The sequence below is a fragment of the Tumebacillus amylolyticus genome (assembly GCF_016722965.1).
GTDB classification, from domain to species: Bacteria; Bacillota; Bacilli; order Tumebacillales; family Tumebacillaceae; genus Tumebacillus; species Tumebacillus amylolyticus.
This window is the reverse complement of sequence record NZ_JAEQNB010000002.1, coordinates 113767-138838: the sequence shown is the minus strand read 5'-3', so window position 1 is coordinate 138838 and position 25072 is coordinate 113767. Positions and strand designations below refer to the sequence as shown.

Here is a 25072-nt window from a genome sequence, read left to right as displayed (position 1 = left end):
TTAGCGTACCTCCTCGCGATTGGCTTGCAGATTCATCGCCGTCATCAAGTTGGCGAACAGTTGAGCGGTGGTGACCGTTCCGACGCCGCCCGGAGTCGGGGTCATGGCGGCGACATGGTTGGCAACTTCCGGTTGTGCATCGCCGACGATGTTGCCGTCTGCCGTTTCGTTGATGCCGGCGTCGATCAGGACGAGGTTCTCATGCACCATCTCCGGGCGAATCAAATCGGCGCGACCGGCTGCTACGAAAGCGAAGTCCGCTTGTTTGAGATGGACGGAGAGATCCGGGGTCTTGGAATGACAGACCGTCACGGTCGCTTTTTCCCGAAGCAGGAGGTGGAGGAGCGGTTTGCCGACCGTTTCTCCGACGCCGACGAGGACGACGTGCTTGCCAAATACGTCATAGCCGTAGTGCTTGGCAAGTCCCAGGCACGCAAGCGGCGTCGCCGGATAGAGGCCCGGCGTGCCGAGGATGGTCGCGAGCAAGTTGGTTTGCGTCAGGCCGTCCACGTCTTTGATCGGGTTGATCGCGGAGATGATGCGTTGTTTGTTCAAGTGCTTCGGAAGCGGGAGTTCGAGCATGATCCCGTGGATGTCCGGAGCTTGGTTCAGTTTGTCGAGGACAGAGAGCAGAAATTCCTCCGAGACGTTGGCGGGGAGTTTGTGCAGTTCGTAGTCGATCCCGAGTTTGTCAGCCGCACGTCCCTTTGCTTCGGCGTAGTAGAGGGAGGCCGGGTCGCCGTCAACCAAGACCGTCGCCATGCGCGGTTCGATGCCACGGGCTTTCATAGCTTCCACTTGCGAGAGGATGTCTTGACGGATGATGTCTGCAAGTTCCTTGCCTTTCATCAGCGTACTCATGAAATTCTGAACCTCCTAAAATCTCGAACATTATATCGAGAAGTGTGTATGATCGTTCGACATTTGATATGGTTTAGATTATATCAGTGCGAAAAGCCCCTGTCGAGCCCTAGAAAAAGCGAATGGCGCACAATGCAAAATCTTTGTGAACGTAGGAGGACCAGTAGAGTTCTTTCCTATTAAGAATAGGCCAACCGCCACGTTGACACGTGTTCTGGATGATGGTAGGGTTAAGTTACATAGAACTCTGTAAATTTTCTGAACGTTCCGCAGGCGTTGCATGGCAACTGCTTGCATTTTCTATACCATGAAGAGAAAGCGGTTTCATAAAGTAGTAGTCTGAGAGAGAAACAGTTGAGCAGAGGAGGGTGGAGCATGCGGGGTGCATCGGGGGCAGTTCGCATTGGCTACGTCGGCGGGCAGTCCCGGCGGCGGTATGAACGGGTGATCGGAGATTGGGCCACGAGTTTAGGCTCCCAAGTGGAATTGGTGAAGATCCCGCCGTTTGCCTTAATGAAGTTGTTTGGCGGTTCGATCCAACATTGGATTCAATGTCTGCCGGAGTCGTTGCCGTTTTTGAGCGAAGGCTTGGAACGGTTGAGCCGTCAATATGGGCTGGACGTCTGGTACGTGAACGTGCCGATGCTTGCTCCCTACTTAATGATGGCGCGCGATTATGGTCAATTGGACCTCGGATTCCTGCTCCTCGCGCATTCGGCGGGGTCGGAAGCGTGGCTTCGACAATGGACGGGCGTCGCTCCGTGGTTGACGGAACGCGATGTTCTGCTCGCGGGCACACACTCGGTAAAAAAAGCGCTGCTGCAAGTCTCGCCGCAATTTGAAAGTGCTGTCGAAGTTCCGCCGGGCATCACGGTTTCGGAACATCGTGCGTCGGGATCTGCTACAGGCACCCATTTGTTGGCGGTCGGCGTGGACGAGGGCAAAAACGTCGAGGCCCTGCTCGACTGTTTCGCTGCGGTTCGCAAGCTTGTACCCTCGGCGCAATTGACTTTGCTCGGTGAATTCGGCGTTCGGGCGGCGGCGGCGGCCACGGCGTTGTCGACAGCGGCCCGACGAGACGGTGTCTCCACCGCGCCTCCGAGCTCTTTGATGGAATCGTGGGCGCGAACGGTTGCTTTTTCGTTCTCGAAATTGTTTGCGGCTCCCTCTGCGGGAGAGTCGTTGGACGCACTCGAAGCGGCCGAAGTGGAACGGGCTCGCCTGCGCGTGATGGTATTGGTCGAGGAACGCGGTTTGCAAGAGGCGGTGACGTTCTCCGTGCCGGCCACAGAGGAAGCGCGGGACGGGTATTTTGCAGGAGCTGACCTCTTGGTGGACTTCTCGACCGATCCGGGGGAGACGATGGGCTTCCATCTGTTGCAAGCCAAAGCCTGTGGACTTCCGGTTGTCTGCTCGCGCTGGAACGGATTTGGCGAGTTGGTGGAGACGGACGGGGACGGCCGACTCGTCGACGTCGTCTGGGCGGAGGAATCTCCATGCCCGGTCGTCGATGTGGCGGGAGCGGTAGATGCGATCGTCCACTTGCTCCGAGACGGGGAGAAACGCACGTCGATGTCGCAACGGGCGATGGAGCGGTTGCGTGAGTATGACAACGAGCGGGTGATGCCGCGCGTGACGACGGCGTTGCAAGAAGCGGGCGACCGCGACGTGGAGTGGCACCGCTTGGTGCTGTGGGCGGAGCAGTGTGCCGTCGAGGAAGGTGCAGAAGCGAACGGGCCGCTGAATCCGGTCGAGCATAGTTTGTTCTCGCGCACCGACATGGAGATGCGCTGTTCGGTTGCGAATGCCGTCCATCTCTTGGCGGTAACTCCGTTGCACCAACTGGGTCATGTCTACAACTTGCCGAATTTGGAGGCACTGGGCTGGCTTGACGAGTCGCCGCTCTCCGTGCTGACAGGCGGGACCAAAGTTCCGCTGCAGGCTTGGTACGGCAAAGTGCGCAAGATCATCGGACACTATGCAGGCCGCGCGCCGGTCGATTTGTCTGCCGAATAGACGCATGAAAAAAGGGAGCTCCGCACACGGCGGGAGCTCCTTTTTTTTATACTGAATCGGTTTTACCGATGCTTCCGATCAAATTTATCAGTTTCCCCTATCTCGAACCCTCGTGCTACAATCGCGTACGAAGGGGGAGTTCGAATGAGTCAAACCAAAGCTTTGCAAAAAACGATCCGACTGCCACAGTTGGTCGCTCTCTATATCGGTGCGGTGCTCGGCTCCGGCGTCCTGCTGGTTCCCGGCCTTGCCGCAGAAATCGCCGGGCCTGCGTCGCTTTTGGCATGGGGGTTGATGACGGTGCTCGTGTTGCCGATGGGTCTCACGATGGGGCTGCTCTCTGCCCGCTATCCGAATGCCGGCGGGGTTTCGCACTTTGTGACACGGGCGTTCGGCGAACGATGGGGGGCGCTGGTCGGGTGGTTTTTCCTGCTGTCCGTTCCGCTTGGCGTTCCGATTAATGCGCTGACCGCCTCCGGGTATCTCGCGGCGGTTCTGCATCTGACAGATCTCCAGCAAGCCTTGGTTGCGGGCGTCATCGTACTCGTGGCGCTTGGCACCAACTCTCTGGGCATGAAAATCGCCGGGCAAGTGCAAATTGCGGTCGTCGCGGCGATCATCGTCGTGCTGGTCGGTGCATTTGGCGGATCGGTGCCGCATTGGGAGACGGTGCATCTGCAACCGTTCATGCCGCACGGCTGGTGGAGCGTCGGGGAAGTGGCGGCAATTTTATTTTGGTGCTTCATCGGATGGGAAGCAGTCTCGCACATGTCGGAGGAGTTTGTCGATCCGCAAAAGACGGCGATTCGCGGCGTTTTGTACGCGGTCGGGGCCGTCGGGGTGTTATACCTCATGGCAGCGCTTGCCACAGTTTTGACGGGCAGTTACGGCGGCACAGACACCGTGGCGGCATTGTCCCGCGTCATTCAGCAGATTCTCGGTCCCGTCGGGGGACTTCTCGCGGCGGTGACCGCTGTGTTCATCTGCACGGCGACGGCCATCGCGTACACAGGAGCGGCGGCCCGCGTGGGATTGGCGTTGGCAAGACAAGGGCAGGCGCCGAAGTTTTTCGCTCGCGTGGATGAAAAAAGGAACACGCCGTCGGGCGCGCTCCTGTTCCTCGGGGCTTGTTATCTGGTGGTGCTGGTGCTCTATGCAAACGGTCTGATCTCGATCAAAGCTCTGATCCAACTCCCGAACGCGACGTTTATCGCCACCTACTTGGGCGGTTGCCTCGCCGGGGTTCGCTTGCTGCACGACCACAAATGGGGGTTGCGCTGTGCCTGGATTTCCTTGCTGATGACGATTGCGGTCGTCCCGTTTCTCGGCTGGACGGCGTTGTATCCGCTCGTGATCGGGGCTGTCGTTCTTTTACTTCGTAAAAATTCATAACTACATGAATTATCAAAAAAAGGCGTTTGGGGGTTGTCCCAAACGCCTCTTGTATTTGGATTAGTATGCGCCGAGGTCGACCGGCTCGATGTTGTGTTCCTTGCAGTAGTTGTAGTACATATCTGCTGCAGCGACCCAGTCGAGGGTGAACAGAGCGTTGCCGTCGTCATCTACGAAGTTCAGGGAACCTTCGAGGTAGTTGAAGAGGATCAGCTCATCGGTGTTGTCCGGAGCGGTGATCGGCTTGTGGAAGGAGCCTGCCGGTTCGAAGACGATGTCGCCCGGCTTCGCGAGCCATTCCTTGCCTTCGTATCTCCAACGACCTTGGATCGTGTGAACGAGTACGATCCCATAGTGGTGGTGACCCGGGAGGTCAAGTTGCGGCGGGGTTTTGAGCATGACCATGAACTGGCCGGAGATCGGGTTGACTTTGAGAACTTTCAAGAAGCAGCCGTTGACCCACGGCACCCACGGAAGCGTCTCCGGATCGATATAGGAGGTGTCGAACGCATGTGCTTCTCGGCCTTTTACTTTTTTATTTACCAGTGATTGGGTATTCATGTAAAATCACCCTTTCTTGTCTGATGACTCTATTATATATTTTTCTGTACGATTGTAAACCATAATTTTACTACTGCAAAACATCCTGCATTCAAAATGTAGAGTCGTGTTGTACCCCCAAAAGGCTCCCCCTACCTTGATCCAGAAGTATGCCCGACTCCACCTCCTAGTTTTTTTGATCAATACTTCATGACACAGTTTCAGATAGCTTAGTTAGATTTAAAAAGCCATCTGTGTTAATGTAACCATTGGGCGCGAAATTTGTCAAGATACCTCAGTTTCGAGAATGGTTTTATAGTGAAGTCATTCATACCGTGAGTCGGGAAAGTTCAGACAATGAACAAGGAAGTGTAATTCTACTATGAAGACAATCCTGATTGTTGATGATGAGCCGAAAATCCGCGACGTTGTCGCTTCCTATCTCCAAAAGGAAAATTATCGAACCCTTGAATCCGCGACGGGACGCGAGGCATTGGACTTGTTACAAAGCGCGAACATCGACCTCTGCATCCTCGATCTGATGCTGCCCGACATCTCTGGTGTCGAGGTTTGTCGACAGATTCGACGCACGATGCCCTTGCCCGTTTTGATGCTGACAGCCAAAGCGATGGAGGAGGATCGCATCGCAGGGTTGTCGCTTGGCGCGGACGATTATCTGACCAAACCGTTCTCCCCGCGTGAATTGGTCGCAAGGGTGAAAGCGATCTTGCGACGCAGTTCGGAGAACGATTTACTCGCCGACCGTGTAGAGTTTGACGAGGGTGCGCTTGTGATCGACACGGTAAAGTACGAAGTGTTTCGTCAGACGGAACTCATTTCGCTCACACCGAATGAGTTCAAACTCCTGCTCACGCTCGCCCGTCACCCGCAGCGGACGTTCTCCCGCGAGGAGTTGGTGAGGAAAGTGCTCGGCTATGAGTTCGACGGCGACCCGCGCACGATCGACCAACATATGAAAAACCTCCGACACAAACTAGAAGCAGACCCCAAAGCCCCGCGCTACCTGCTGACCGTCTACGGCATCGGATACAAGTTCGCTGGCGGAGGTTTTCGATGAAACGTCCGGCCCGTTTGCGAGCGAGGGTGACGTGGACGTTGATCGGCATTGCGGTGGGCATTCTCGGTTTGGGGACGCTGGTCGTGCTGGCGGAGACGCATTATCATTTTTTGATGGCTCAGAATCAATTGCCCCTGACGACGCCGAAACAGGATTGGACGCATCTGTTCTCGCATGTGGAGATGGCTTTGGTGGAATCGATTCTCTGGACGGCGCTGGGGGCGATGGTGCTCGTCATCGGCGTTTCTTGGTGGATCGCCAAGAAAGTCACCGCTCCGTTGCAAGAGATGCGTCAAACGGCGGAACGGATGATAAACGGACAGCTCGATGCGAGAGCCGAAGTGGTCGGCGAGGATGAACTTGCCGATCTCGGACGGACGCTGAACGAACTGGCGGAGCGGTTGCAGCGTCAAGAAGTCTTGCGCAAGACGATGACCGCCGACATCGCGCATGAATTGCGAACCCCGCTTTCGACGTTGAAAAGTCACATGGAAGCGTTCGAAGACGGCATCTGGGAGCCGACTCCGACCCGCATACACTCCTGCTCCGAAGAGATCGAGCGTCTCATTCATCTCGTGCGCGACCTCGAATTGCTCATGCACATGGACGCACCTGATTTCACCTTGAACTTGCGCTTGGAAGACCTCGGCCACGTAGTAAAAAATGCGGCGGAGAGCACCCGCGCCGCTTTTTTGCAAAAAGGGGTGGAGTTGCAGGTCGATGATCTCACGCCGGTTCTCTTGCAGATTGATCCCGAGCGGGTGACGCAGATTCTCTTGAATTTGCTTTCCAATGCGCTGAAGTTTACAGGAAGCGGGGGCAAGGTCTGTGTGACGTTGGCACATTCGGCAGACCATTGTGTGCTGACCGTCTCGGACACGGGGATCGGCATCTCGCCGTCCGACTTGCCGTTCGTTTTCGAACGGCTTTACCGTGCCGACAAATCTCGTGCCCGTACGCAGGGGGGCGGGGGATTGGGTCTGACGATTGTGAAGAGGCTGGTCGTTGCGCACGGCGGGACGGTGTCGTTGGAAAGTGAACCGGGGCGAGGGACGACAGCCACGGTTTTGCTGCCTACATGATTTCTTCAAAAGTGCGGGGTACGATACACGTAGCAACCCTCACGAAGGAGCGAAGATCATGAAGACTTTCAAACGGGCAGGACTTCCCGTTGCCTTGATTTTGACTCTGGCAGTACTTGGATGCGGGACAGATTCGAACACCGCTCAACCAAATGGTCACGACCATCACGAAGCGACCGAGCAGACGGCAGCCTCGCAACCGGTCTGGAAACTTACGAACCCCACTCCGCAAGCGGGGCAAGACGACCGGGTAACTTTTCAACTGCTCGATGCGAATTCCAAGCCGATCACCGCGTTTGACACCGTGCATGAGAAAAAACTGCATTTGATCGTGGTAAGCCAAGACCTGTCCTACTTCAACCACTTGCACCCGGAGCCCTCGACAGACGGTCTGTTCACCCAAACGCTCAACCTCCCGCAGGGCGGGCGATACAAATTGATCGCCGATGTCACGCCCACGGGACAGAACGCCGCCTCCTACGGCCAATGGATCGACGTCGGAGGAAACCAAGTCGCGAAGAAACCGATCGAACTCGATACGGACATGACGAAGACGATCGCCGGCCAACAAGTTACGCTCACCTTCGACTCCCCGCCGCAAGCAGGACAAGCGGCGATGATGACCTTCCATCTCGAAAACGCCGCCACGCACCAACCGACCACAGACCTTGAACCCTACCTCGGAGCTGTCGGTCATGTCGTCGCGTTAAGTTCCGATGCCGAGCAATACCTCCACGTCCACCCGATGGACGAAAAAGGCCACGGCCCGGACGCCATGTTCCACATCGAATTCCCGAGCAGCGGCCTCTACAAAGTCTGGGGACAATTCCAACGCAAGGGCGAAGTCTTCGTCGTTCCGTTCGTCGTGAAAGTTCCGTAAGAGTATAAAAAAAAGTCGGTGCCCCACTCGCGGGCACCGACTTTTTTCTATTAATATCCATTCTTCACATAGTCTTTGCTGAACAGGAACAGCCAGGCGAGAAACAGCAGGCCGGGGATGAGGATGCACAGCCCGCCGACCATCGCCCACATCAGGTAGTGGTACATGACGGGGTTGACGATGGCGTCGTTGATGTTCAATTGCGGGTAGAGCAGATAGGGCAGGTGGGAGTAGCCGTACGCCATCACGGCGAAGGCGTATTGGGCAATCACGAGGAGGAACGACCAGCCGGCGCGGCGGTTTTTTTGCAGGAGCATGTACGCGGTGACGAAGAACGCGCCGGAGATCAGCAACAGCCACGAATAATCGGTCGCAATACGCAGAAAGTGCTCCGGTCTCACATTCGCCAACGGGAGCAAGATGAACGCCCCGGACCCCAGAGCGGGGAGGCCCAAATTCAGGGCGACGGTGCGGAATTTCGCAGCGGCGACGGGGGAGCCGGCTTTGGTGGCGTAGAAGTTGAGGAACACCGCCGAGACGAACAGCACGGAGAGCAGGGCGAACAGGACGAACGTCCATTGCAGCGGCGACGTCATGACTTTCTCGAACAGCAGCACCAACTTGCCGTCCACCTCCGTCACGAAGCCGCCCTCCGACACGGGAATCAACGAGACGAGCACCATCGGCAAGAGCAGACCTGCCAGCCCTTGCAGCAAGTAGTACGCCCAATGCCGGACTTTGGCGTAGTGACAGTACGCGAAAAACGTCCCTTTCAACACCAACAGAATCAGGGCAATCGACCCCGGCAACAGCAAGACCGTTCCATAATAGTACGCCGCCGACGGGAAGAACCCGACCAACCCGACGATAAACGCGATCAAAAAAACGTTGGTCACTTCCCAGAACGGGGACAGATACCTCTCGATCATCTCCTCCGCTTCATGCGGCCACTTGCGAACTCGTGCCCAGAACAGCAGGAAGCCGGACCCGAATTCAATGGAAGCGAGGATGATGTAGCAGAACAGAAACATCCACAGAATCGATATCGCCATCTCCGGCTTGCTCATCGCGGCACACCTCCGTCGCTGTGAATTTCGAGGTAGTACGGATCACGATCGACCGGACGCTTGCGGAAGAAGCGCACCATGACCCAAATCGTCGCAATCCCAATGAAGAGATACAATCCGAGGAACGCGAGGAAGTACCCGCGAATCCCCGTCATCGTCGTTACCGCGTCTTCCAACTTCATCACGCCGTAGATGATCCACGGCTTTCGACCGATCTCCGTAAAGATCCACCCGAGCTCCATCCCCGCAATCGCAATCGGACCCAGCAGGAAGATCGGCCAGAGCAACAACTTCGACGTCGCGAGCTTCCATCGACGCCAAGAAGCGAACAGGTACAGCGCCGACACCGCGATTCCGTACACGCCGGACGCCACCATGATTTGAAACATGTAGTGGATGAACACGGGCGGTTGGTATTCTTTGGGAAATGCGTTCAGACCGCGCACTTCTGAATTGAAATTCCCAAACGCGAGGAACGAGAGCATTTTGGGCAGTTCGATTTTGTACGAAACGGTCTGCTTCTCTGCATCCACCAAGCCTCCGACGAGCAACGGGGCTCCTTTTTCCGTTTCAAAAAGCGCCTCTGCCGCCGCCAATTTCTCGGGGTTGTACGCCGCCATGAACTTCGCGGACACGTCTCCCGCCACCGCCGTCAGAATCCCGCCGAGAAGCGCGACGGACAGGGTGAGGCCGAGCGCTTTTTTGTAATAGGTGAGACGGCGGTTGCGAAACAGCAGGTAGAACGCGGTCAGCGCCGCCAACGCGCAGGCGGTCATGAAGTACGCCGAGGAGAGCACATGGAACAGTTTGCTCGGCGTCGCCGGATTGAGAATGGCCGCCATCGGGTCGATCTCCGTCAACTTGCCGTCCACCAACTTGAACCCGGCCGGCGCGTTCATAAACGCATTGACCGTCGAGATCAGGGCTGCCGACAACGAAGACCCTACGATAACGGGCAACGAAAACGACCAGTGAATCCAAGGGTTCTTGAATCGCCCCCACGTATACAGATAAATGCCAAGGAAAATCGCTTCGAGGAAAAACGCGAACGCTTCCATCATAAACGGCAGCGAGATGACCTCGCCCGCCAGTTTCATAAAGTTCGGCCAGAGCAAATTGATCTGCAACCCGATGCAAGTTCCGGTGACAACGCCGACGGCGACGAGGATCGTAAACCCCTTCGCCCAGCGTTTGGCGAGCAGGAGGTACTCAGGGTCGCGCTTGCGCAGGCCGATGAATTCGGCGAGGCTGATCAACACGGGAATGCCGACGCCGAGCGTGGCAAAAAAGATATGAAATCCAAGCGTGGTTCCGGTCAGAATACGGCTGAAAATCAGGTCCATTCCGGTCACATCCCTTCTCATTCGGTGGTTCTGCCCTCAGGATACTCCCTGACGATCTCGCAAAACAATCGGGGGATCGCCCCTTGGGGTGACAACTTTGTGAAGAGTTTCACAAGCAGGATGTCCCGCAGGAAATGTCGAACAAATAAGACATATGTTCAGAGAAAGAGCGTTATGTACTCCACGTACAAACAACGCCACTGGGAGGACGCTTATGAGCAAAAAACCGAGCAATCTCGAAAAACGCGTACAAAAACAACTCAAACATGCACAGGACCAAAAGCGCAAAAGCCGCCTGCCGTGGATCTTCGGTTCCATCGTCGTCGTGCTTGCGCTCATCGTGGCTGCGACCTTCCTGTCCGACAATTTTGACAACACGCAAGTCGCCACCACGAACTTGTACAGCAAGGAAGTCACGCTCCAGCAGTTGGCGACCAAAGTCAGCGCCAAGGACGATTTTTACGCGTATTACTACCAACCGAGCTGTGAACATTGCAAAATCGTCTCGCCGTTCCTCGTCCCGCTCGCGGACAAAATGGGCAAACCGATGTTCCCGGTCAACATTGAGGGCCAGCACGACGCGTGGACGCAATACGCGATCAAAGGCACCCCGACGCTGATTCACTTCAAGGACGGCAAGGAGGTCTCTCGCATTGACGGACAACGCGACCCATCGGTCTACAGCGAATTTTTCGCCAGCGCCCAGTAAGTCTCGCGGGCTCTGGTATTGGTTCATCCTCGCCGTTCAAGTGGTGCTCGGGGGGATTTTTCTCTACTCCGCGGTCACGAAGATCTTGGATGTCTACTCGTTTGGCTTGGTTTTGAAGTCCTACGACCTGCTGCCGGAAGGGCTGATCAAACCGTTGGCGGTCACATTGCCGCTCGTGGAGTTCGTCCTCGGCGCGGCGATGCTGTTCAAGCCGACCGCTTTCTGGGCCGGGCTTGGCATCGGCTTGCTTTCGTTGCTGTTCACAGGCGTCATGATCTCGAAATGGGGTACAATTATGCCGTATGGGTGCGGCTGCTTCGGCCCGACCGAAGCCACGCCTGTCGGGATCGTCGACGTCGGCAAGGACGTGCTGCTCGTGTTGGGAGCGGCGCTGGTCGTCTATGCTTTGAAAAAAAGCACTCGTTCGCAATAGCGGACGAGTGCTCTTTTTTGCGAGGGCTAAAAGATTTTCTTGCGGTCTTGCTCTTCCTTGAGAATTTCCACGCACTCCCGGAAGCGCAGGGAGTGAATAATTTCACGCTCACGAAGGAATTTCAGCGAGTCTTTGATGTCCACGTCGTCGGTGATGTCGATCAGCCATTGGTAGGTGGCGCGGGCTTTTTCCTCGGCGGCGATGTCTTCGTAGAGGTCGGCGATCGGGTCGCCCTTCGCTTGGATATACGCAGCCGTCCAGGGTACACCGGAGGCGTTTTGGTAGTACAGCGCCTTGTCATGGTTGACGTAATGATCGCCAAGGCCAGCTTCCACCATCTGTTCCGGCGTCGCGTCCTTGGTCAATTTGTAGATCATCGTCGCGATCATTTCCAGATGGGCGAATTCTTCCGTGCCGATGTCGTTGAGGACGCCGATGACTTTACTCGGCACGGTGTAGCGTTGGTTTAAGTATCGCAGGGCTGCAGACAGTTCGCCGTCCGGGCCGCCGTATTGTTCTGTCAGAAATTTCGCCATTCGAGGGTCGCACTTGGAGACTCGCACCGGGTATTGGAGCTTTTTTTCGTAGATCCACACGTCAGATTCGCCTCCTGAGTTCTAGACTTGCCACGGCCACGGAGCTTCTTTCCAAGTGAACGGCACGCCGACCGGCGAGTTGCCGAACTGTTGGAGAGGTCCGAATTCCGCATCGAACTGGGCTTTGAGGTGCTGTTTCTTGGCGGCGTAGACGTTGAATTGCTCGACGGCCGCTGCGTCGTCGGGGTGGGTGTTCAGGTAGAGGGTGAGTTCGACGAGCACGAAATCGACCGCCTGAAGGTCGTGGAGCAGGCGGTAGTAGGACTCGGGCAATTTGTTGTGCTCACTCATTTCTTGCTCTCCTCCTCGATCTTCGGTCGTCCGTCGTAGGAATTATAGTAGACGGGCCAGAGCGTTCCGGCTTTGAGCGCAGTCATCGGATCGAACTGTTGCAGGTTCGGCGGTTGCACTTGGAGGTAGATGTTTTGAGGGGTCTCGTAGACTTTGCAACGCATCGGCGGACAGGGGTCAAAGGGACTTACATAGGGATGCCACACTTTGCGGGGCGTGATCATGTTGGGTACCACCTCCACTTTTTCTTCACGTTATGCACAAAACGGACTCGACTTGCACGGATTTTTGGATTATCCTGTATTAGAACTCGTCTCCTGTAACAACATATGGGGAGCACCATTTTCCAGAGGAGGAACGAACTTGAGCGACAACCCGACTTTTCTGACCCGTGAAGGTCTGGCAAAATTAGAAGATGAGCTCGATTTCCTGAAAAGCTCGAAACGCAAAGAGGTAGCGGAGCGCATCAAGATCGCGGTTTCCTACGGCGACCTGTCCGAGAACTCGGAGTACGACGCAGCGAAAGACGAGCAAGCGTTCGTCGAGTCCCGCATCGTGCAATTGGAAAAAATGATGCGCAACATCCGCATCATCGAGCCGGGCTCCGAAGACCGTTCGTCCGTTTCCATCGGCGTCACCGTGAAGCTGAAGGAAGTTCCGGACGGCGATGTGGAAACGTACCAAATCGTCGGGACCACCGAGTCCGATCCGCTGGACGGCAAGATCTCCAACGAATCTCCGCTCGGCTCTTCGCTGATCGGCCGCCAAGTCGGCGATCGCATTACCGTGAACACCCCCGGTGGGCAATTGGAGTTTGAAATCATCGAGATCGCCTAACGTTTAGGGAGTGGAGCTTTTTGATACGACAAGCAAGACCCGAAGACCGTGCGGCTTTGCAACGGCTCTATGAAGTTGCAAATCCGGGAGCTCCCGTCCACGTGATCGCATCGCGTGTGGAGGAGATCTTGGAGAGTCCGCATCATTTCTTGCTTTTGCATGAGACGGAGGGACGCGTGGACGGCACGCTTTTTGTCACGCTCTGTCTTGATCCGATGTTCGGCACCCTGCCGTTTGCCGCTGTCGAGAATTTGGCTCTCGACGCCGGGGAATCGGGCGAGGAGGTACGCCTCAAGCTGTTGGCTGAGGCGGAGAACGTCGCGCGAGAGCATCGCAGCACGAGGTTGCTGTTTTTTGCAAAGGAATCCAAAGTGCTGAGAAACGACCTTTCCTGAGGGAGAGGTCGTTTTTTTTTTTATTGAAATTTGTAGGCTTGGGCACCCGCAGAGCGGGAATAGAGTGGTAGAAGGTACTATGGCAACTGGAATTGACGAAGAGGGAGGATGATCATGCAGAAGTGGAAAAAAGGACTGTTCATCGGACTCTTCTCCTCGCTGTTGTGGGAGCAGCAGTCGGTGCAGGCCTCAATTGGTCTCGCGGCTCCCGTTGCCCAGCGACCGTTCCCGCCGGAGGTTGGCAAGACGGTGAGTGCTGCGCCGCCCGTCCCGATTTGGGAGCCGCCGAAGGAACCGGAACTCATGGAGAGCGTGACCAATCTCCGTGTGTTGTTGGAGGAAAAACGGCTGCAGGCTCCGCCGCCGCCCCCTCCTCCGAAACTCAGTTCGCGGGGAGGTTTGCTTCAAGCTCCCAAACCTCAACAAACGCAAAGCACAAATCGCTCGGCTCCTGAGTCGAACCCCGCACCGACGATCCTAAACCAAGGGCAGTCAGGCGCGACGGCGACACAGACGGGCAAACTCGCGGCGGTGGCGGTGAAGTACCAAGGTTCGCCGTACGCCTTCGGCGGCACCACACCGGGCGGATTCGATTGTTCCGGATTCATCCAATATGTCTTCCAAGAGTGCGGCATCTCCCTGCCGCGCACGACCTATGAACAGATCGGCGCCGGAATTCAGGTCTCGCGCGCCAATCTACAGCCCGGTGACCTCGTATTTTTCTCCTGCGGCGGGCAATCGACTTCGCACGCAGGGATCTATCTCGGCGATGGTCGCTTCATTCACGCCGATCAGACTCACGGCGTTCACATCGCGGAGCTTTCCAACACCTACTGGGCTTCTGCGTATCAAACGGGCGTGCGCGTTCGATAAGTCTTCCTCAGATGACAGAAGTTGGCGTCCGGGCACTCTGCTTGGACGCCTTTTGTGTTACAATGAGAGAACACATCTTCGTCTTTCATGCATGAGGAGGACATCAATTTATGTCAATTATCATCTTGATACTCTTGGGGTACCTCATCGGCTCCATTCCGTCTGCGTTGATCGTGGGCAAGGTCGGATTCGGCATCGACCCTCGCGAACACGGCAGCGGCAACCTCGGTGGCACCAATGCGTTTCGTTCACTGGGCAAGACGGCCGGCATCATCGTTATGTCTGCAGACATTCTCAAAGGCGCTCTGGCTGCCGCACTTCCGATGCTTTCGGGCGTGGGGGTTGAATACGCACTGGTCGCCGGCATCCCGGCTGTGATCGGGCATTGCTATCCGATTTTTGCAGGATTCCGCGGCGGCAAAGCAGTGGCGACATCTGCGGGAGTTTTGCTTTTTGTCTCCCCGCTGTGCGTGTTGACGGCGCTGGTACTTTTCGTCCTCACCTTGTACCTCACGAAGTATGTCTCGCTCTCGTCGATCGTCGGCGTGATCTGGGTTCATACATACGCGATCCTCTGGGGTGACAAACCGCTGACGTTCGCAACGTTCCTGCTGGTCGTGTTCATTATCTACTTGCATCGCCAGAACATCGAGCGCATCTTGAACGGCACCGAGCGCAAAGTTTCGTGGATTTGACGCACCGAGAACCAAGCCCCGCACGCAATGGCGTGATGGGGCTTTTTTTCTTGATATGCTATAATAAGGGAAACAGGGAGGGATCGTTGCATGTATCTGTACAAGGTGGAAGCCAAGGGCAAGGGCTTTCCGGATGCTCACGTGATCGTTCTCGCCGAAGACGAGGAGAAAGCGTTCACAGCGGCAGACGACCTGTTGCAAAAAAGCGCACTCGGTTTCATCGAAGTGACCGAGATTGCGATTGTTGAGAAAAAACGAGCCGAGAAAGCCAGCGGTTACGTTCTGGAACGTTAAGCCAAGGGGGAACTGAACTTCATGAGTACGACACCGATGAAGAGACGAGCAGACATCGATGCAGAGAGCCAATGGGACCTCAGTTCGATGTACCAATCGGATGACCAATGGGAAGCCGATTTCAAAAAAGCACAAGCCTTGTTCCCGAAGCTGGAAGCCTACAAAGGCCGCCTCGGCGAATCGGCTGACACGATGCTTCAAGCGCTGAAACTCAGCGACGAACTTGAAGGCGTCATCGGCAACGTCTACACCTACGCGCATATGCGTTCGCATGAAGACACGGCGAACTCGCACTACCAAGGCCTCGCCGATCGCGCCAACTCGCTGGAGGCGAACGGGTCTGCGGCAGTGTCTTTCATCACGCCGGAAGTCCTCAGCTTGTCTGAAGAGACGATCAAGAGCTTCCTCGAACAAAACGAAGGTCTGCGTCTCTACAAAGTCGTACTCGATCGCATCATGCGCGGCAAAGCGCATGTCTTGAGCGAAGCGGAAGAGGATCTGCTGGCTCGCGCTTCGGAAGTGACGGACGCTCCGAGCACGATCTTCTCGATGCTGACCAACGCCGACATGAAGTGGGGCGAAGTCGAGGACTCCGAAGGCAACAAGCATGAGGTATCGGAAGGCAACTACCGCATGTTGATGGAGAACAAAGACCGCGTGCTTCGTGAGCGTGTATTCAAGCGACTGTTCGGTACATACGGCGAGTTCCGCAACACGCTGAGCGCTTCCTACAGCTCTGCGGTGAAAAAAGACGTGTTCTACGCGAAGGCTCACAAGTACAACTCCGCCTTGGAGAAGGAACTGGCACCCGACAACGTAAGCGTCGATGTCTACAACAACTTGATCAAAGCGGTTCGCGACAACCACGACGCGATGCATCGCTATATGGAACTGCGCAAAAAAGTGCTGAACGTCCCGGAACTGCACTACTACGACCTGTTCTTGCCGATGGTGGAATCGGTCGACATGAAGATGCCGTACGAAAAAGCGAAGAGCATGTCGCTCGACGCGTTGGAACCGCTTGGTGAAGAGTATGTGAACACCGTGCAGAAAGCGTTTTCCGACAAGTGGATCGACATCTACCCGAACGTTGGCAAGCGCAGCGGGGCGTACTCGTGGGGGACGTATACGTCCAACCCGTACATCCTGCTGAACTACACCGATACGCTGGATGACCTGTTCACGCTGGTGCATGAGTTGGGTCACTCTCTGCATTCGTACTACACGCACCAAACCCAGCCGTTCGTGTACGGCAACTACAAGATCTTCGTCGCAGAAGTGGCGTCGACGCTCAACGAGAACCTGCTGCTTGAGAAACTGCTCGAAGAAACGACCGACAAAAAGGAACGGGCGTACCTGCTGAACCACTCCTTGGAGCAGTTCCGTCAAACGATGTTCCGTCAGACGATGTTTGCGGAGTTCGAGAAGTTTGCGCACGAGAAAGTCGAAGGAGGCGAGCCGTTGACCGCCGACATCATGCGCGACTACTACGGCCAGTTGAACGCCGACTACTACGGCCCGGCACTGGTGCTCGACGATGAGTTGAAAAACGAATGGTCGCGCATCCCGCACTTCTACAACGCGTTCTACGTGTACAAGTACGCAACGGGCTTCGCTGCGGCGATGGCGCTGTCCAAGCAGATTCGCACGGAGGGTGCTCCGGCTGTCGAGCGCTACCTGAACTTCTTGCGCGGCGGTTCTTCGCAAGACCCGATCGATCTCTTGAAAGGGGCCGGCGTCGACATGTCTTCGCCGAAACCGATCGTCGACGCGCTGAGCGTGTTCCGCGAGAGATTGGAAGAGTTGGAGAACTTGCTGGAGAAGTAGGATTTGTGAACAAAAAGCGTCTGGTCCCGACGAGGGCCGGACGCTTTTTTGCACCCAGCAGATTTTCCAAATTGACCCACTCTCTATTGATTTTCTCGCTGGTAAGAGGTATTCTCACCATACAAAGAGGAGGAACGCCCCATGACCAAAATCCGCAAAGCGATCATCCCGGCCGCCGGGCTTGGCACCCGCTTTCTTCCGGCGACCAAAGCACTTCCCAAAGAAATGATGCCGATCGTCGACAAACCGGCGATTCAATATATCGTAGAAGAAGCAGTTGCATCCGGCATTGAAAGCATTCTCATCGTCACCGGACGCAACAAACGCGCCATCGAAGACTATTTCGACAAGTCAGGCGAACTGGAAAGCTTCTTGGAAGAGAAAGGCAAGCATGACTTGCTCGAAATCGTCAAGTCGACCGCCAACCTCGCCGACATTCATTACATTCGTCAAAAGGAACCGCTCGGACTCGGTCACGCGATTCTCTGCGCCCGCCACTTCATCGGAGACGAGCCGTTCGCCGTCTTGCTCGGGGACGACATCATCCATTCCGAACCGTCGGCCCTGCAATCGATGGTCGATCTCTACCACCGACATGCCCGCCCGGTAGTCGCCGTACAGGAAGTCGATTGGAGCGACGTTCACAAGTACGGAATCGTCTCCCACACGGAAGGCCTCATCGACCAAATCGTCGAGAAACCGGCGCGCGAACAAGCGCCGTCCAACTTGGCGGTCATCGGTCGCTACGTGCTGACGCCGGATATTTTCCCGATTCTCGAACACACCGAACCGGGCAAGGGCGGCGAAATTCAATTGACCGACGCGCTCAACGTCCTGAACGCCACGGAAAAAATGAAAGCCTTCACCGTCCAAGGCAAGCGCTACGACATCGGCGACCACGCGGGCTATCTCGAAGCGTCTCTTGAATTCGCCCTGCGCCGAGACGACATCCGTCCGCGTCTGCAAGAGCACATCTTGCGTCTCGCAGAAAGCCTGACGGTCCGCGAAGGAGGACGATGAGCATGACGGCCATTCTCGTGACAGGCGGTGCTGGCTACATCGGAAGCCACACCGTCCGCCATCTTATGGAACAGGGGCACGAAGTTGTCGTGCTCGACAATTTGCAGACGGGGCACCGTGGCGCGGTGCTTACGCCGCATTTTTATGAAGGAGACATCTCCGACGCAGCTCTGATCACCGAGATTGTAAAAAAACACCGCATCACGGCGGCGGTGCATTTCGCCGCCCTGTCGCTCGTCGGCGAGTCGATGAAGTTTCCCACAAAGTACCTCGAAGCCAACACCGTCAAGTCCCAGCTCTTCGTGCATGCGCTGGTTGACAACGGTGTGAAACAACTCGTGTTCTCCTCGACGGCGGCCGTCTACGGACTTCCGACCCAAGTTCCGATCCCGGAGGACTCTCCGACACATCCGATCAACCCGTACGGTCTCTCGAAATTGTTCATTGAACAATATTTGCAGATGATGGACACGCTGCACGGCCTCAAGTGGGTCGCCCTGCGGTATTTCAATGCAGCCGGTGCTTCCGAAGACGCACGAATCGGCGAAGCGCACGATCCGGAGACGCACTTGATTCCGCTGGTCTTGCAGACGGCGCTCGGACAGCGTGAGTCTCTTTCGATCTTTGGCAACGACTACAACACGCCGGACGGCACCTGCGTCCGCGATTACATCCATGTACGAGACTTGGCAGACGCGCATGCCCGCGCCCTGCAAGCGTTGGAGAACGGCAAGCCGAGCGGCTCCTACAACGTCGGAACCGGACAGGGCTACTCCGTGCTTGAAATCGTAGAAGCGGCCCGCCGAATCACAGGGCGTGAAATTCCGACGATTTTGGCACCGCGCCGTGAGGGCGACCCGGACGTACTGGTCGCACAAGTGGACAAGATCGCCGCAGACCTCGGCTTCACCGCCAAGCACAGCGATCTCGAAACGTTGATCACGTCTGCGTGGAACTGGCACAGCCAACTCTCCTGTTGAAAAAAAGCTGACCTCCGCACCAAGTCGGAGGTCAGCTTTTTTTGTCCATCTAAAAACTCTCTTGCAAATCTTCGCGCAATTGATGGCGAATCGAGACCATGAAGAACGCCATCTGCACGGCCACAAGCAAAAACGCGAGGAAGTACGGCGTCTGGTAGTCCCCGCCGGCGATGATGAAGCCGGAGAGTGCGGTGGCACCCGATGCGGCGAACGAACGGAAGAGGTTGCGCAGGCCGGAGTGCAAACCTCGTTCCTCAAGTTTCGTAGCTTTCATCATCGACGCATCTACAAAGGCATTGACCGTGAGCGAACCGACCCCGCGCGCGAGCAGGAACGGCGCATACGCGTAGAATGGAACGGTCAGTCCCATCAGCAATTGACCGAGCATGTGCCCGCCGAACCCGAGATAGAGGAACCATCTGCGCTTGGCGGTCTGCATGAGATAGGGCGATGTCAGCGACGTGAGGAAACTCAGGAACGAGTTGAACGCAACCAGATAGCCGATGATGTCGTCGGAGAGATGAAATCTCTCCTTCATGATGACGTTCTCCAACGGTTGAATCAGCGCGAACGTCATCCCGGCAAGCGTCGCATAGATGACGTAGAGCAGAACTTGGCGGGAGGGAACGACTTTCCACGAAGTCCGTTTCTCCTCCGCTTGCTTCTCCTTGGCGATGCGATCCGACTGCGCGGGGAGAAACAAGCGCATGACGAACATGATGGCAAACAGCAGGGCGACGAGAAACATCGTGGACTGGTACATCGTGCTGCCCATCGGCATGATCGACGGCAGATGCGTACCGAGAATGTTGCCGACGGCAAGCGTCAACGTGAACGCGGCGATCAGCAAGTTGAAAGCGGTCGTCTCGTCCTCCTTGCGCTCGCACAGGCTCATGATGTACGGAAACTCGCAGGAGATAATGAACGCAGTTCCCACCGCGAGCAACACCTGCGCCAGATACAATTGAAGGGGCGTGGAAGCCAGCGGGATGGCGATATAGCCGAGGGTGGCGACGGCGACGCCGAGCGCCATCGCTTTTTTCGCACCGAAGCGGTCGGTGAAGATGCCCGCCGGGTAGGAACACAACGCCGTCACAATCGAGTTGCACGCCGTCGCGATCCCGATCACCTGCGCGTTAAAGCCCAGTGCTAAGTAATGAAAATTGAAAATGACCGCCATGCCGATTGCGACCCCGAAGACCATCTCCGAGATCAGATAAAAGTGCACAGCTCGTGGCAGACGCAACAGGGATTGAAAATAAGAGAGCATGAGACCTCCTTGTGATGTGCAAAAACAGATGAATCCATTCTAGCAAAAAACCGCTCGGCCCCGTAAGGGTGCTGAGCGGTTTTTTTCAAAAATTCGGAAGTTAAATCGCCGCGACTTCCGGCGTTTCCTCGTACATCGCTGCGATCTCCCGGGCGTAGCGCTGTTGGAGGACGTGCATGCGCACTTTGAGCGACGGCGTGAGTTCACCCGATTCGAGGGTGAGTTCGGCGGGCAGGATCGAGAATTTTTTCGGGCGTTCGAAGTTGGCGAAGTCGATCAGTTGCGTTTTGAGTTCGTTTTCAAAAAGCGCTTTCACCGCGGGATGTTCAATCAACTGAACGGTTGGTAGGTTCAGAGAATTCTCCGCCGCAAACTTTTCGAGATTGATAAAGTCCGGCACGAGCAGGGCGGACACGTACTTGCGTTTGTCGCCGATCAGAATCGCTTGCGAGATGTACGGCGAGCGCGTGATCGCCGATTCAATCGGGAACGGAGCGACGTTTTTGCCGGTGGCGAGGACGATGATGTTTTTCTTGCGCTCGACGATGCGCAGGTAGCCGTCCACGAATTCGCCGATGTCGCCCGTCATGAAGTAGCCGTCCTCGGTGAACACTTCTCGGGTTGCTTCCGGGTTTTTGTAGTAGCCGATCATCACGGACGGACCTTTGGCGAGCACTTCGCCGTCGGAGCCGATCTTCACATCGAGGTTGGACAGCGGTTTGCCGACAGTTCCGATGCGCAAGTCGGTGACCGGATTGGTCGCGATGACAGGCGAGGTTTCCGTCAGACCGTAGCCTTCGCAGACGTCGAGTCCGGCGATTTTCAGGAATTCACCGACCGTGGGAGACAGAGCTGCACCGCCCGAGACGAGCAAGCGGATGTTGCCGCCCATGCGATCACGGATCGTTTTGAACACCAGTTTGTCGAGCAACGGATGCAAAAGTTTCGACGAGAAGGTCGGAGCGGTAATCTGTTGCTTGCCGACTTTCATCGCGAGGCGGAAAATTCTTTGCTTGCCCTTCGACCCTTCGCGCACGGTGTTCATGACGCCGTCGTAGATTTTTTCAAACAAGCGCGGCACCGAGGTCATGACGGTCGGCTTCACTTCCATCAAGTTGGTGGTGATGTGCGGAAGTCCTTCGCAATACGCGAACGTTGCGCCGTTGGTCAGCATCGTAAACTGCCCGCACGTCCGCTCGAAGATATGCGAAAGCGGCAAGTAGGACAACGCAACGTCGGTCGGGAACGTCGGCAGATATTCGCGGCATCCGTCGACGTTGGCGAACAAGTTGCCGTGCGTGAGCATCACGCCCTTGGGATTGCCGGTCGTGCCGGACGTGTGGACGATCGTCGCGAGCTCTTCGTCGGAGATCGACTTCCATTCGGTCTGCGGGCCTTTTTTGCCCAGCAATTGCAGGCCGCGTTGAAGCACCGCGTCAAATGTCAGCATCCCCGGATGTTCCGGCGTGGCGGTCGGATGGAACACGATGATCGAGTGCAGAGCTTCCGTTGCGACCGAGCGAACTCGTTCTCCCAAGGCGTCCGTTTCCACGAGGACGGCTTCCACGTCGGCATTCTGCAAGATGTACTCAATTTGCGCTGCGGTGCTGGTCGGGTAGATCGGAGTGGTGACTCCTCCGCACATCATGATCCCGATGTCGGCGATCGTCCAAGCCGGACAGTTGTTCGACAGGATCGCAACTTTGCTGCCGGGTTTGACGCCGAGCTCTTGCAAGGCGTGGGCAACTCCTTGGATGCGATCCCAGAAGGCGCGATAGTTCAGCGTTTGGTACGTTCCGTTTTGTTTCCACATCAAGGCGGTATGATCGGGGTATTTCTCGACCGAGTGGTGGACGAGAGAGAGCAGGTTCGACATAGCGACACCTCCTGTAAGGTTCTGAAATCTAAAAAAAGGCGAACAGGTACAGGTGCTTCTAGTGTACGTGTCGCGTGTTTGTCCACATGACGAAATTGTCCGTTTTTATACTGACCAGTTCGTCAAATAGTGTGAAAACTCCTTCATTTGTCGAAAAAAGTTTTTATGTTACGATGGAAAAAGCGAAAGGAGTGAGGACCCATGCGGTTTTCGCGATCGGAATTGATCGAGATCATCACCCCGCACGTATTGCGAACCCTCGTGCGCTTGCACGGAGCCAAAGGGGCGCAACTGACGGAGCAAGACCTGATCGACTCGGGGCTTACCGAGGAGCAGAGAAAAGCGCTGATTCAGACCAAGCGCCTCTTGGAAAGCGGAGAGACAGGAACGTATAACGTCAATCTATAGATGCGATCACAAAAAAAGACGGCAACTCCTCGATAGGAGTGCCGTCTCTTTTTTACCCTTCGTCGTCCGATTGGTACGATTTGCGGATGTCGCGCAGGAGCTCCGCTTTGTTCTTGCGGACGCGCAAGCCGCCGACTTTGTACGAAGGGTGGATGCGAAGTTCTTTGGCCAGCGCTTGAATCTCCTTGATTCCGAGGGTATCCAGGTTGACATCGCTCACGGCAACACCTCCCACGAATCTCAAAAGACCTCTCACGCGTGCGTGCTTCGAGTGTTACTGTGCCCTGCTTTGGGGAAACCTAAGCGAGCGGAGGTGGGTAGCTCATGAAAATCTTCTTTTATGTGATCGCGTTCCTCTTGCTGTTCGTCATCTTCCTCACAGGCACAGCGAACAAAGGAATCATGGCCACCATCTTCCGAGCTTTCCAGTTTTCCAATCTCTCGTCCAACACTTCTCCCGGCAAACGATAAGCTCCAAGTCAAGTGGAATGTCGCCGTTTCTTCACACATATCATGGCGTTGGATGCGCTTTCTCGTCAGGGGCGCAAAAGACGAAGGGGTGATAGGCGATGAAGAGAACGGCGGAATTTGTTATGGGACTTATCGGTGGTATTGTCGGGATTTTGTGCGGGTTCTCCGGCGTCTTGCTCGGCAGTGTGGCAGCGTCGCTGCAGGTGGACGGAAGCGGAACGGTTTCCACAGCTTCTTGGATCGCCATCGCGGTCTCCGTGCTGGGCATCGTCGGGGCGGGGATCGTCAAGAAAAGCACGAAGCTCGGCTCGCTGTTCATGCTCATCGCGGCGGTCGTCGGCTTCATCTGCATCTCGTTCTTCTACACCGTGCCGGCGATTCTGTTCCTCATCGCGGGGATCATGGGCTTCGCTCGCAAAGGCAAGGGCGCAGTCGCCTAAGGAGAGTTCAGGAAAAAAGACCCCTTTTCGAACGGGGGTCTTTTTTTTATAATCGAAATATCTACCGACTGTTCGGTATAAACGATGGGAGTCAAGGAGTGTGAGCCGAGTTGCTGCATAAGATCCCAATTCCCACGCCGTTTCCGGTGGGCAACATCAACGTGTATTTGCTGAAAGGCCGAGATTGCTTGACGCTGGTGGATACCGGACCGTTGACGCAAGAGGCGCAGGAAGCGCTCGACGCGGGCCTGCAGAACGTCGGAGTGCGGGTGGAGGACCTCGACCAGATTTTGTTGACGCACTACCACTGCGACCATGTCGGGCTGGTGGAGAACTTGGTGAAACGAAGTCGTGCGAAAGTCCTGGCACATCCGTTCACGGGGCCGCAGATTTCGCGCAATCCGGAGTTCGAAGACGCGCGTCGGGAGTTTTATCTGGGCCTGTACCGAGGGCTTGGGTTGAACGAGGAGCAAAAGGACAAAGCGTTGGGGCAGGTGTTCGACTACCTCGATTATGTCGGAGTCGGGCATGTGGACGTCGAGTTGCAAGAGGGCGACCGTGTGCCGGGGCACGAGGAGTATGAAGTGCTGTACACGCCGGGTCATGCGTTGGACCACATCTCGCTGTATGACGAGCAGGGCGGTGTGATGGTGCTCGGCGACCATCTGATCAAGCACATCTCGTCGAATGCGTTTCTGGAACCGCCGATTCGTCGGGGCGGGGAACGTCCGCGGATGCTGATGCTGTACCAAGAAGCGCTTCGCAAAGTGCAAGCGCTGGATTGGGAGGTCGGATACGCCGGGCACGGCGGAGAAGTCAGAGGGCACAAGGAACTGATCGCCGAGCGTCTGCTGAACATGGAGCGCCGAGCGGAGAAGGTTCTGGATGTGGTGCGCTCGGGAATCAACACCGGCATCGAGATCACGCTCACGATGTTCCCGCGCCATCTCGAACAACTTCCGCTGATCATCTCCGAGACGGTCGGCCATCTCGATTGGCTGGTGCACGACGGAAAGTTGAAAGTCGAAGATGACGGCGGGCTCTGGCGGTATTCGGTTGCCGAAGAGTGTGTACGATAAAATCGGATTGACAGACAATCCCGATCGTTGTACGATGATTTTTGAATTGAATAAATACCTTCGGGGCAGGGTGAAATTCCCGACCGGCGGTGATGACCCCCCGTGTGGGTCTCAGCCCGCGACTCCCGCTTGACGTTGTTCAAACTTCGTCAAGCGGGACTGACTTGGTGCAATCCCAAGGCCGACGGTACAGTCCGGATGGAAGAAGGTAACTGAGTCTTTCCGCCACTGCGCGAAATTTGCGCACCATCGGAAGGTCTCTTTTGCTATCCAAAAAAGACCCTGACCGCCCATGTGGCGTTCAGGGTCTCTTTTTTGG

At 56.1% G+C, this 25072-nt stretch carries 29 protein-coding genes and 1 riboswitch; of the genes, 19 read left to right on the top strand and 10 right to left on the bottom strand.

Annotation, left to right across the window (positions count from 1 at the left end; translation table 11 throughout):
• Positions 1-861, bottom strand: a complete 861-nt coding sequence (locus JJB07_RS07570; protein WP_201633124.1) for a bifunctional 5,10-methylenetetrahydrofolate dehydrogenase/5,10-methenyltetrahydrofolate cyclohydrolase — start codon at positions 859-861, stop codon at positions 1-3.
• Between the two features lie 375 nt (positions 862-1236).
• On the opposite strand from JJB07_RS07570, the gene JJB07_RS07565 reads away from it, so the two are divergent.
• Entirely contained in the window at positions 1237-2877 is a 1641-nt protein-coding gene (locus tag JJB07_RS07565; protein ID WP_201633121.1) for a glycosyltransferase family 4 protein, read from the top strand.
• A 144-nt stretch (positions 2878-3021) separates the two neighbouring features.
• Positions 3022-4269 carry an APC family permease gene (locus JJB07_RS07560; RefSeq protein WP_201633118.1) on the top strand — a complete coding sequence of 416 codons (1248 nt, stop codon included), beginning with the start codon at positions 3022-3024 and terminating at the stop codon, positions 4267-4269.
• Positions 4270-4329: 60 nt separating this feature from the next.
• On the opposite strand, the gene JJB07_RS07555 is transcribed toward JJB07_RS07560, so the two are convergent.
• Positions 4330-4830 (bottom strand): 2,4'-dihydroxyacetophenone dioxygenase family protein, encoded by a 501-nt coding sequence (locus tag JJB07_RS07555; protein ID WP_201633116.1) that lies wholly within the window; start codon positions 4828-4830, stop codon positions 4330-4332.
• Between the two features lie 361 nt (positions 4831-5191).
• On the opposite strand from JJB07_RS07555, the gene JJB07_RS07550 reads away from it, so the two are divergent.
• The 3 genes from JJB07_RS07550 to JJB07_RS07540 are packed head-to-tail and all read left to right on the top strand — an operon-like array spanning position 5192 to position 7849.
• Positions 5192-5887, top strand: a complete 696-nt coding sequence (locus JJB07_RS07550) for a response regulator transcription factor (protein ID WP_201633113.1) — start codon at positions 5192-5194, stop codon at positions 5885-5887.
• Entirely contained in the window at positions 5884-6969 is a 1086-nt protein-coding gene (locus tag JJB07_RS07545; protein WP_201633110.1) for a sensor histidine kinase, read from the top strand. Before JJB07_RS07550 ends, JJB07_RS07545 begins: the two co-directional genes overlap by 4 nt.
• Before the next feature lie 58 nt (positions 6970-7027).
• Complete coding sequence (locus JJB07_RS07540; protein ID WP_201633108.1) at positions 7028-7849, top strand: hypothetical protein; 822 nt, start codon at positions 7028-7030, stop codon at positions 7847-7849.
• Positions 7850-7899: 50 nt separating this feature from the next.
• Here the strand turns inward: JJB07_RS07540 and JJB07_RS07535 are convergent, their stop codons facing one another.
• Complete coding sequence (locus JJB07_RS07535; protein WP_201633105.1) at positions 7900-8916, bottom strand: cytochrome d ubiquinol oxidase subunit II; 1017 nt, start codon at positions 8914-8916, stop codon at positions 7900-7902.
• On the bottom strand, positions 8913-10259 hold the full coding sequence (locus JJB07_RS07530) for a cytochrome ubiquinol oxidase subunit I (RefSeq protein ID WP_201633102.1): 1347 nt from the start codon (positions 10257-10259) through the stop codon (positions 8913-8915). Before JJB07_RS07530 ends, JJB07_RS07535 begins: the two co-directional genes overlap by 4 nt.
• Positions 10260-10473: 214 nt before the next feature.
• Here JJB07_RS07530 and JJB07_RS07525 point away from each other — a divergent pair, with 214 nt between their 5' ends.
• Both JJB07_RS07525 and JJB07_RS07520 read left to right on the top strand, forming a co-directional pair.
• Positions 10474-10968 (top strand): thioredoxin family protein, encoded by a 495-nt coding sequence (locus JJB07_RS07525; RefSeq protein WP_201633089.1) that lies wholly within the window; start codon positions 10474-10476, stop codon positions 10966-10968.
• Positions 10913-11401 (top strand): MauE/DoxX family redox-associated membrane protein, encoded by a 489-nt coding sequence (locus JJB07_RS07520; RefSeq protein WP_201633086.1) that lies wholly within the window; start codon positions 10913-10915, stop codon positions 11399-11401. The genes JJB07_RS07525 and JJB07_RS07520 overlap by 56 nt, the downstream gene beginning before the upstream one ends.
• Positions 11402-11427: 26 nt before the next feature.
• On the opposite strand, the gene JJB07_RS07515 is transcribed toward JJB07_RS07520, so the two are convergent.
• Genes JJB07_RS07515 through JJB07_RS07505 form a run of 3 tightly spaced genes read right to left on the bottom strand, consistent with a single transcriptional unit; the run spans position 11428 to position 12512 of the window.
• Positions 11428-11997: a manganese catalase family protein gene (locus JJB07_RS07515; RefSeq protein WP_201633084.1), complete on the bottom strand. Its 570-nt coding sequence runs from the start codon at positions 11995-11997 to the stop codon at positions 11428-11430.
• A 21-nt stretch (positions 11998-12018) separates the two neighbouring features.
• Complete coding sequence (locus JJB07_RS07510) at positions 12019-12288, bottom strand: spore coat protein CotJB (protein WP_201633081.1); 270 nt, start codon at positions 12286-12288, stop codon at positions 12019-12021.
• Complete coding sequence (locus JJB07_RS07505; protein ID WP_201633078.1) at positions 12285-12512, bottom strand: spore coat associated protein CotJA; 228 nt, start codon at positions 12510-12512, stop codon at positions 12285-12287. The genes JJB07_RS07510 and JJB07_RS07505 overlap by 4 nt, the downstream gene beginning before the upstream one ends.
• A gap of 139 nt (positions 12513-12651) precedes the next feature.
• Here JJB07_RS07505 and greA point away from each other — a divergent pair, with 139 nt between their 5' ends.
• The 8 genes from greA to galE all read left to right on the top strand — a co-directional run bounded on the left by greA (position 12652) and on the right by galE (position 19209).
• Positions 12652-13125, top strand: coding sequence for a transcription elongation factor GreA (gene greA / locus JJB07_RS07500; RefSeq protein ID WP_236587885.1), 474 nt, complete (start codon positions 12652-12654; stop codon positions 13123-13125).
• Positions 13126-13145: 20 nt separating this feature from the next.
• Positions 13146-13520, top strand: coding sequence for a hypothetical protein (locus JJB07_RS07495; RefSeq protein WP_201633072.1), 375 nt, complete (start codon positions 13146-13148; stop codon positions 13518-13520).
• Positions 13521-13634: 114 nt separating this feature from the next.
• The gene (locus tag JJB07_RS07490) at positions 13635-14393 is read left to right on the top strand and encodes a C40 family peptidase (protein ID WP_236587883.1); all 759 of its coding nucleotides are present in this window, start codon (positions 13635-13637) and stop codon (positions 14391-14393) included.
• A gap of 110 nt (positions 14394-14503) precedes the next feature.
• Positions 14504-15088, top strand: coding sequence for a glycerol-3-phosphate 1-O-acyltransferase PlsY (plsY, locus tag JJB07_RS07485; RefSeq protein ID WP_201633069.1), 585 nt, complete (start codon positions 14504-14506; stop codon positions 15086-15088).
• Between the two features lie 90 nt (positions 15089-15178).
• Complete coding sequence (locus JJB07_RS07480; RefSeq protein WP_201633067.1) at positions 15179-15382, top strand: DUF3906 family protein; 204 nt, start codon at positions 15179-15181, stop codon at positions 15380-15382.
• 21 nt (positions 15383-15403) lie between these two features.
• Positions 15404-17209 carry an oligoendopeptidase F gene (pepF, locus tag JJB07_RS07475; protein WP_201633064.1) on the top strand — a complete coding sequence of 602 codons (1806 nt, stop codon included), beginning with the start codon at positions 15404-15406 and terminating at the stop codon, positions 17207-17209.
• 141 nt (positions 17210-17350) lie between these two features.
• Complete coding sequence (galU, locus tag JJB07_RS07470; RefSeq protein WP_201633062.1) at positions 17351-18229, top strand: UTP--glucose-1-phosphate uridylyltransferase GalU; 879 nt, start codon at positions 17351-17353, stop codon at positions 18227-18229.
• A 2-nt stretch (positions 18230-18231) separates the two neighbouring features.
• Positions 18232-19209, top strand: a complete 978-nt coding sequence (gene galE, locus JJB07_RS07465) for a UDP-glucose 4-epimerase GalE (protein ID WP_201633059.1) — start codon at positions 18232-18234, stop codon at positions 19207-19209.
• Between the two features lie 49 nt (positions 19210-19258).
• Here galE and JJB07_RS07460 read toward each other — a convergent pair whose 3' ends face one another.
• Both JJB07_RS07460 and JJB07_RS07455 read right to left on the bottom strand, forming a co-directional pair.
• Positions 19259-20479, bottom strand: coding sequence for an MFS transporter (locus JJB07_RS07460; RefSeq protein ID WP_201633056.1), 1221 nt, complete (start codon positions 20477-20479; stop codon positions 19259-19261).
• A gap of 100 nt (positions 20480-20579) precedes the next feature.
• Positions 20580-22355: an AMP-dependent synthetase/ligase gene (locus tag JJB07_RS07455; protein WP_201633053.1), complete on the bottom strand. Its 1776-nt coding sequence runs from the start codon at positions 22353-22355 to the stop codon at positions 20580-20582.
• A 201-nt stretch (positions 22356-22556) separates the two neighbouring features.
• Here JJB07_RS07455 and JJB07_RS07450 point away from each other — a divergent pair, with 201 nt between their 5' ends.
• A complete protein-coding gene (locus JJB07_RS07450; protein ID WP_201633049.1) occupies positions 22557-22763 on the top strand; it encodes a hypothetical protein in 207 nt (68 codons plus the stop codon).
• A gap of 52 nt (positions 22764-22815) precedes the next feature.
• Here the strand turns inward: JJB07_RS07450 and JJB07_RS07445 are convergent, their stop codons facing one another.
• Positions 22816-22983 carry a hypothetical protein gene (locus JJB07_RS07445; RefSeq protein ID WP_201633046.1) on the bottom strand — a complete coding sequence of 56 codons (168 nt, stop codon included), beginning with the start codon at positions 22981-22983 and terminating at the stop codon, positions 22816-22818.
• A gap of 104 nt (positions 22984-23087) precedes the next feature.
• On the opposite strand from JJB07_RS07445, the gene JJB07_RS07440 reads away from it, so the two are divergent.
• From JJB07_RS07440 to JJB07_RS07430, 3 genes are all read left to right on the top strand, one after another.
• On the top strand, positions 23088-23234 hold the full coding sequence (locus JJB07_RS07440) for a hypothetical protein (protein ID WP_201633043.1): 147 nt from the start codon (positions 23088-23090) through the stop codon (positions 23232-23234).
• Positions 23235-23332: 98 nt separating this feature from the next.
• Entirely contained in the window at positions 23333-23674 is a 342-nt protein-coding gene (locus JJB07_RS07435; RefSeq protein ID WP_201633041.1) for a DUF4064 domain-containing protein, read from the top strand.
• 110 nt (positions 23675-23784) lie between these two features.
• Positions 23785-24753 (top strand): MBL fold metallo-hydrolase, encoded by a 969-nt coding sequence (locus tag JJB07_RS07430; protein WP_201633038.1) that lies wholly within the window; start codon positions 23785-23787, stop codon positions 24751-24753.
• A gap of 52 nt (positions 24754-24805) precedes the next feature.
• Positions 24806-24967, top strand: a riboswitch (FMN riboswitch).
• The last annotated feature ends 105 nt before the right edge of the window (positions 24968-25072 follow it).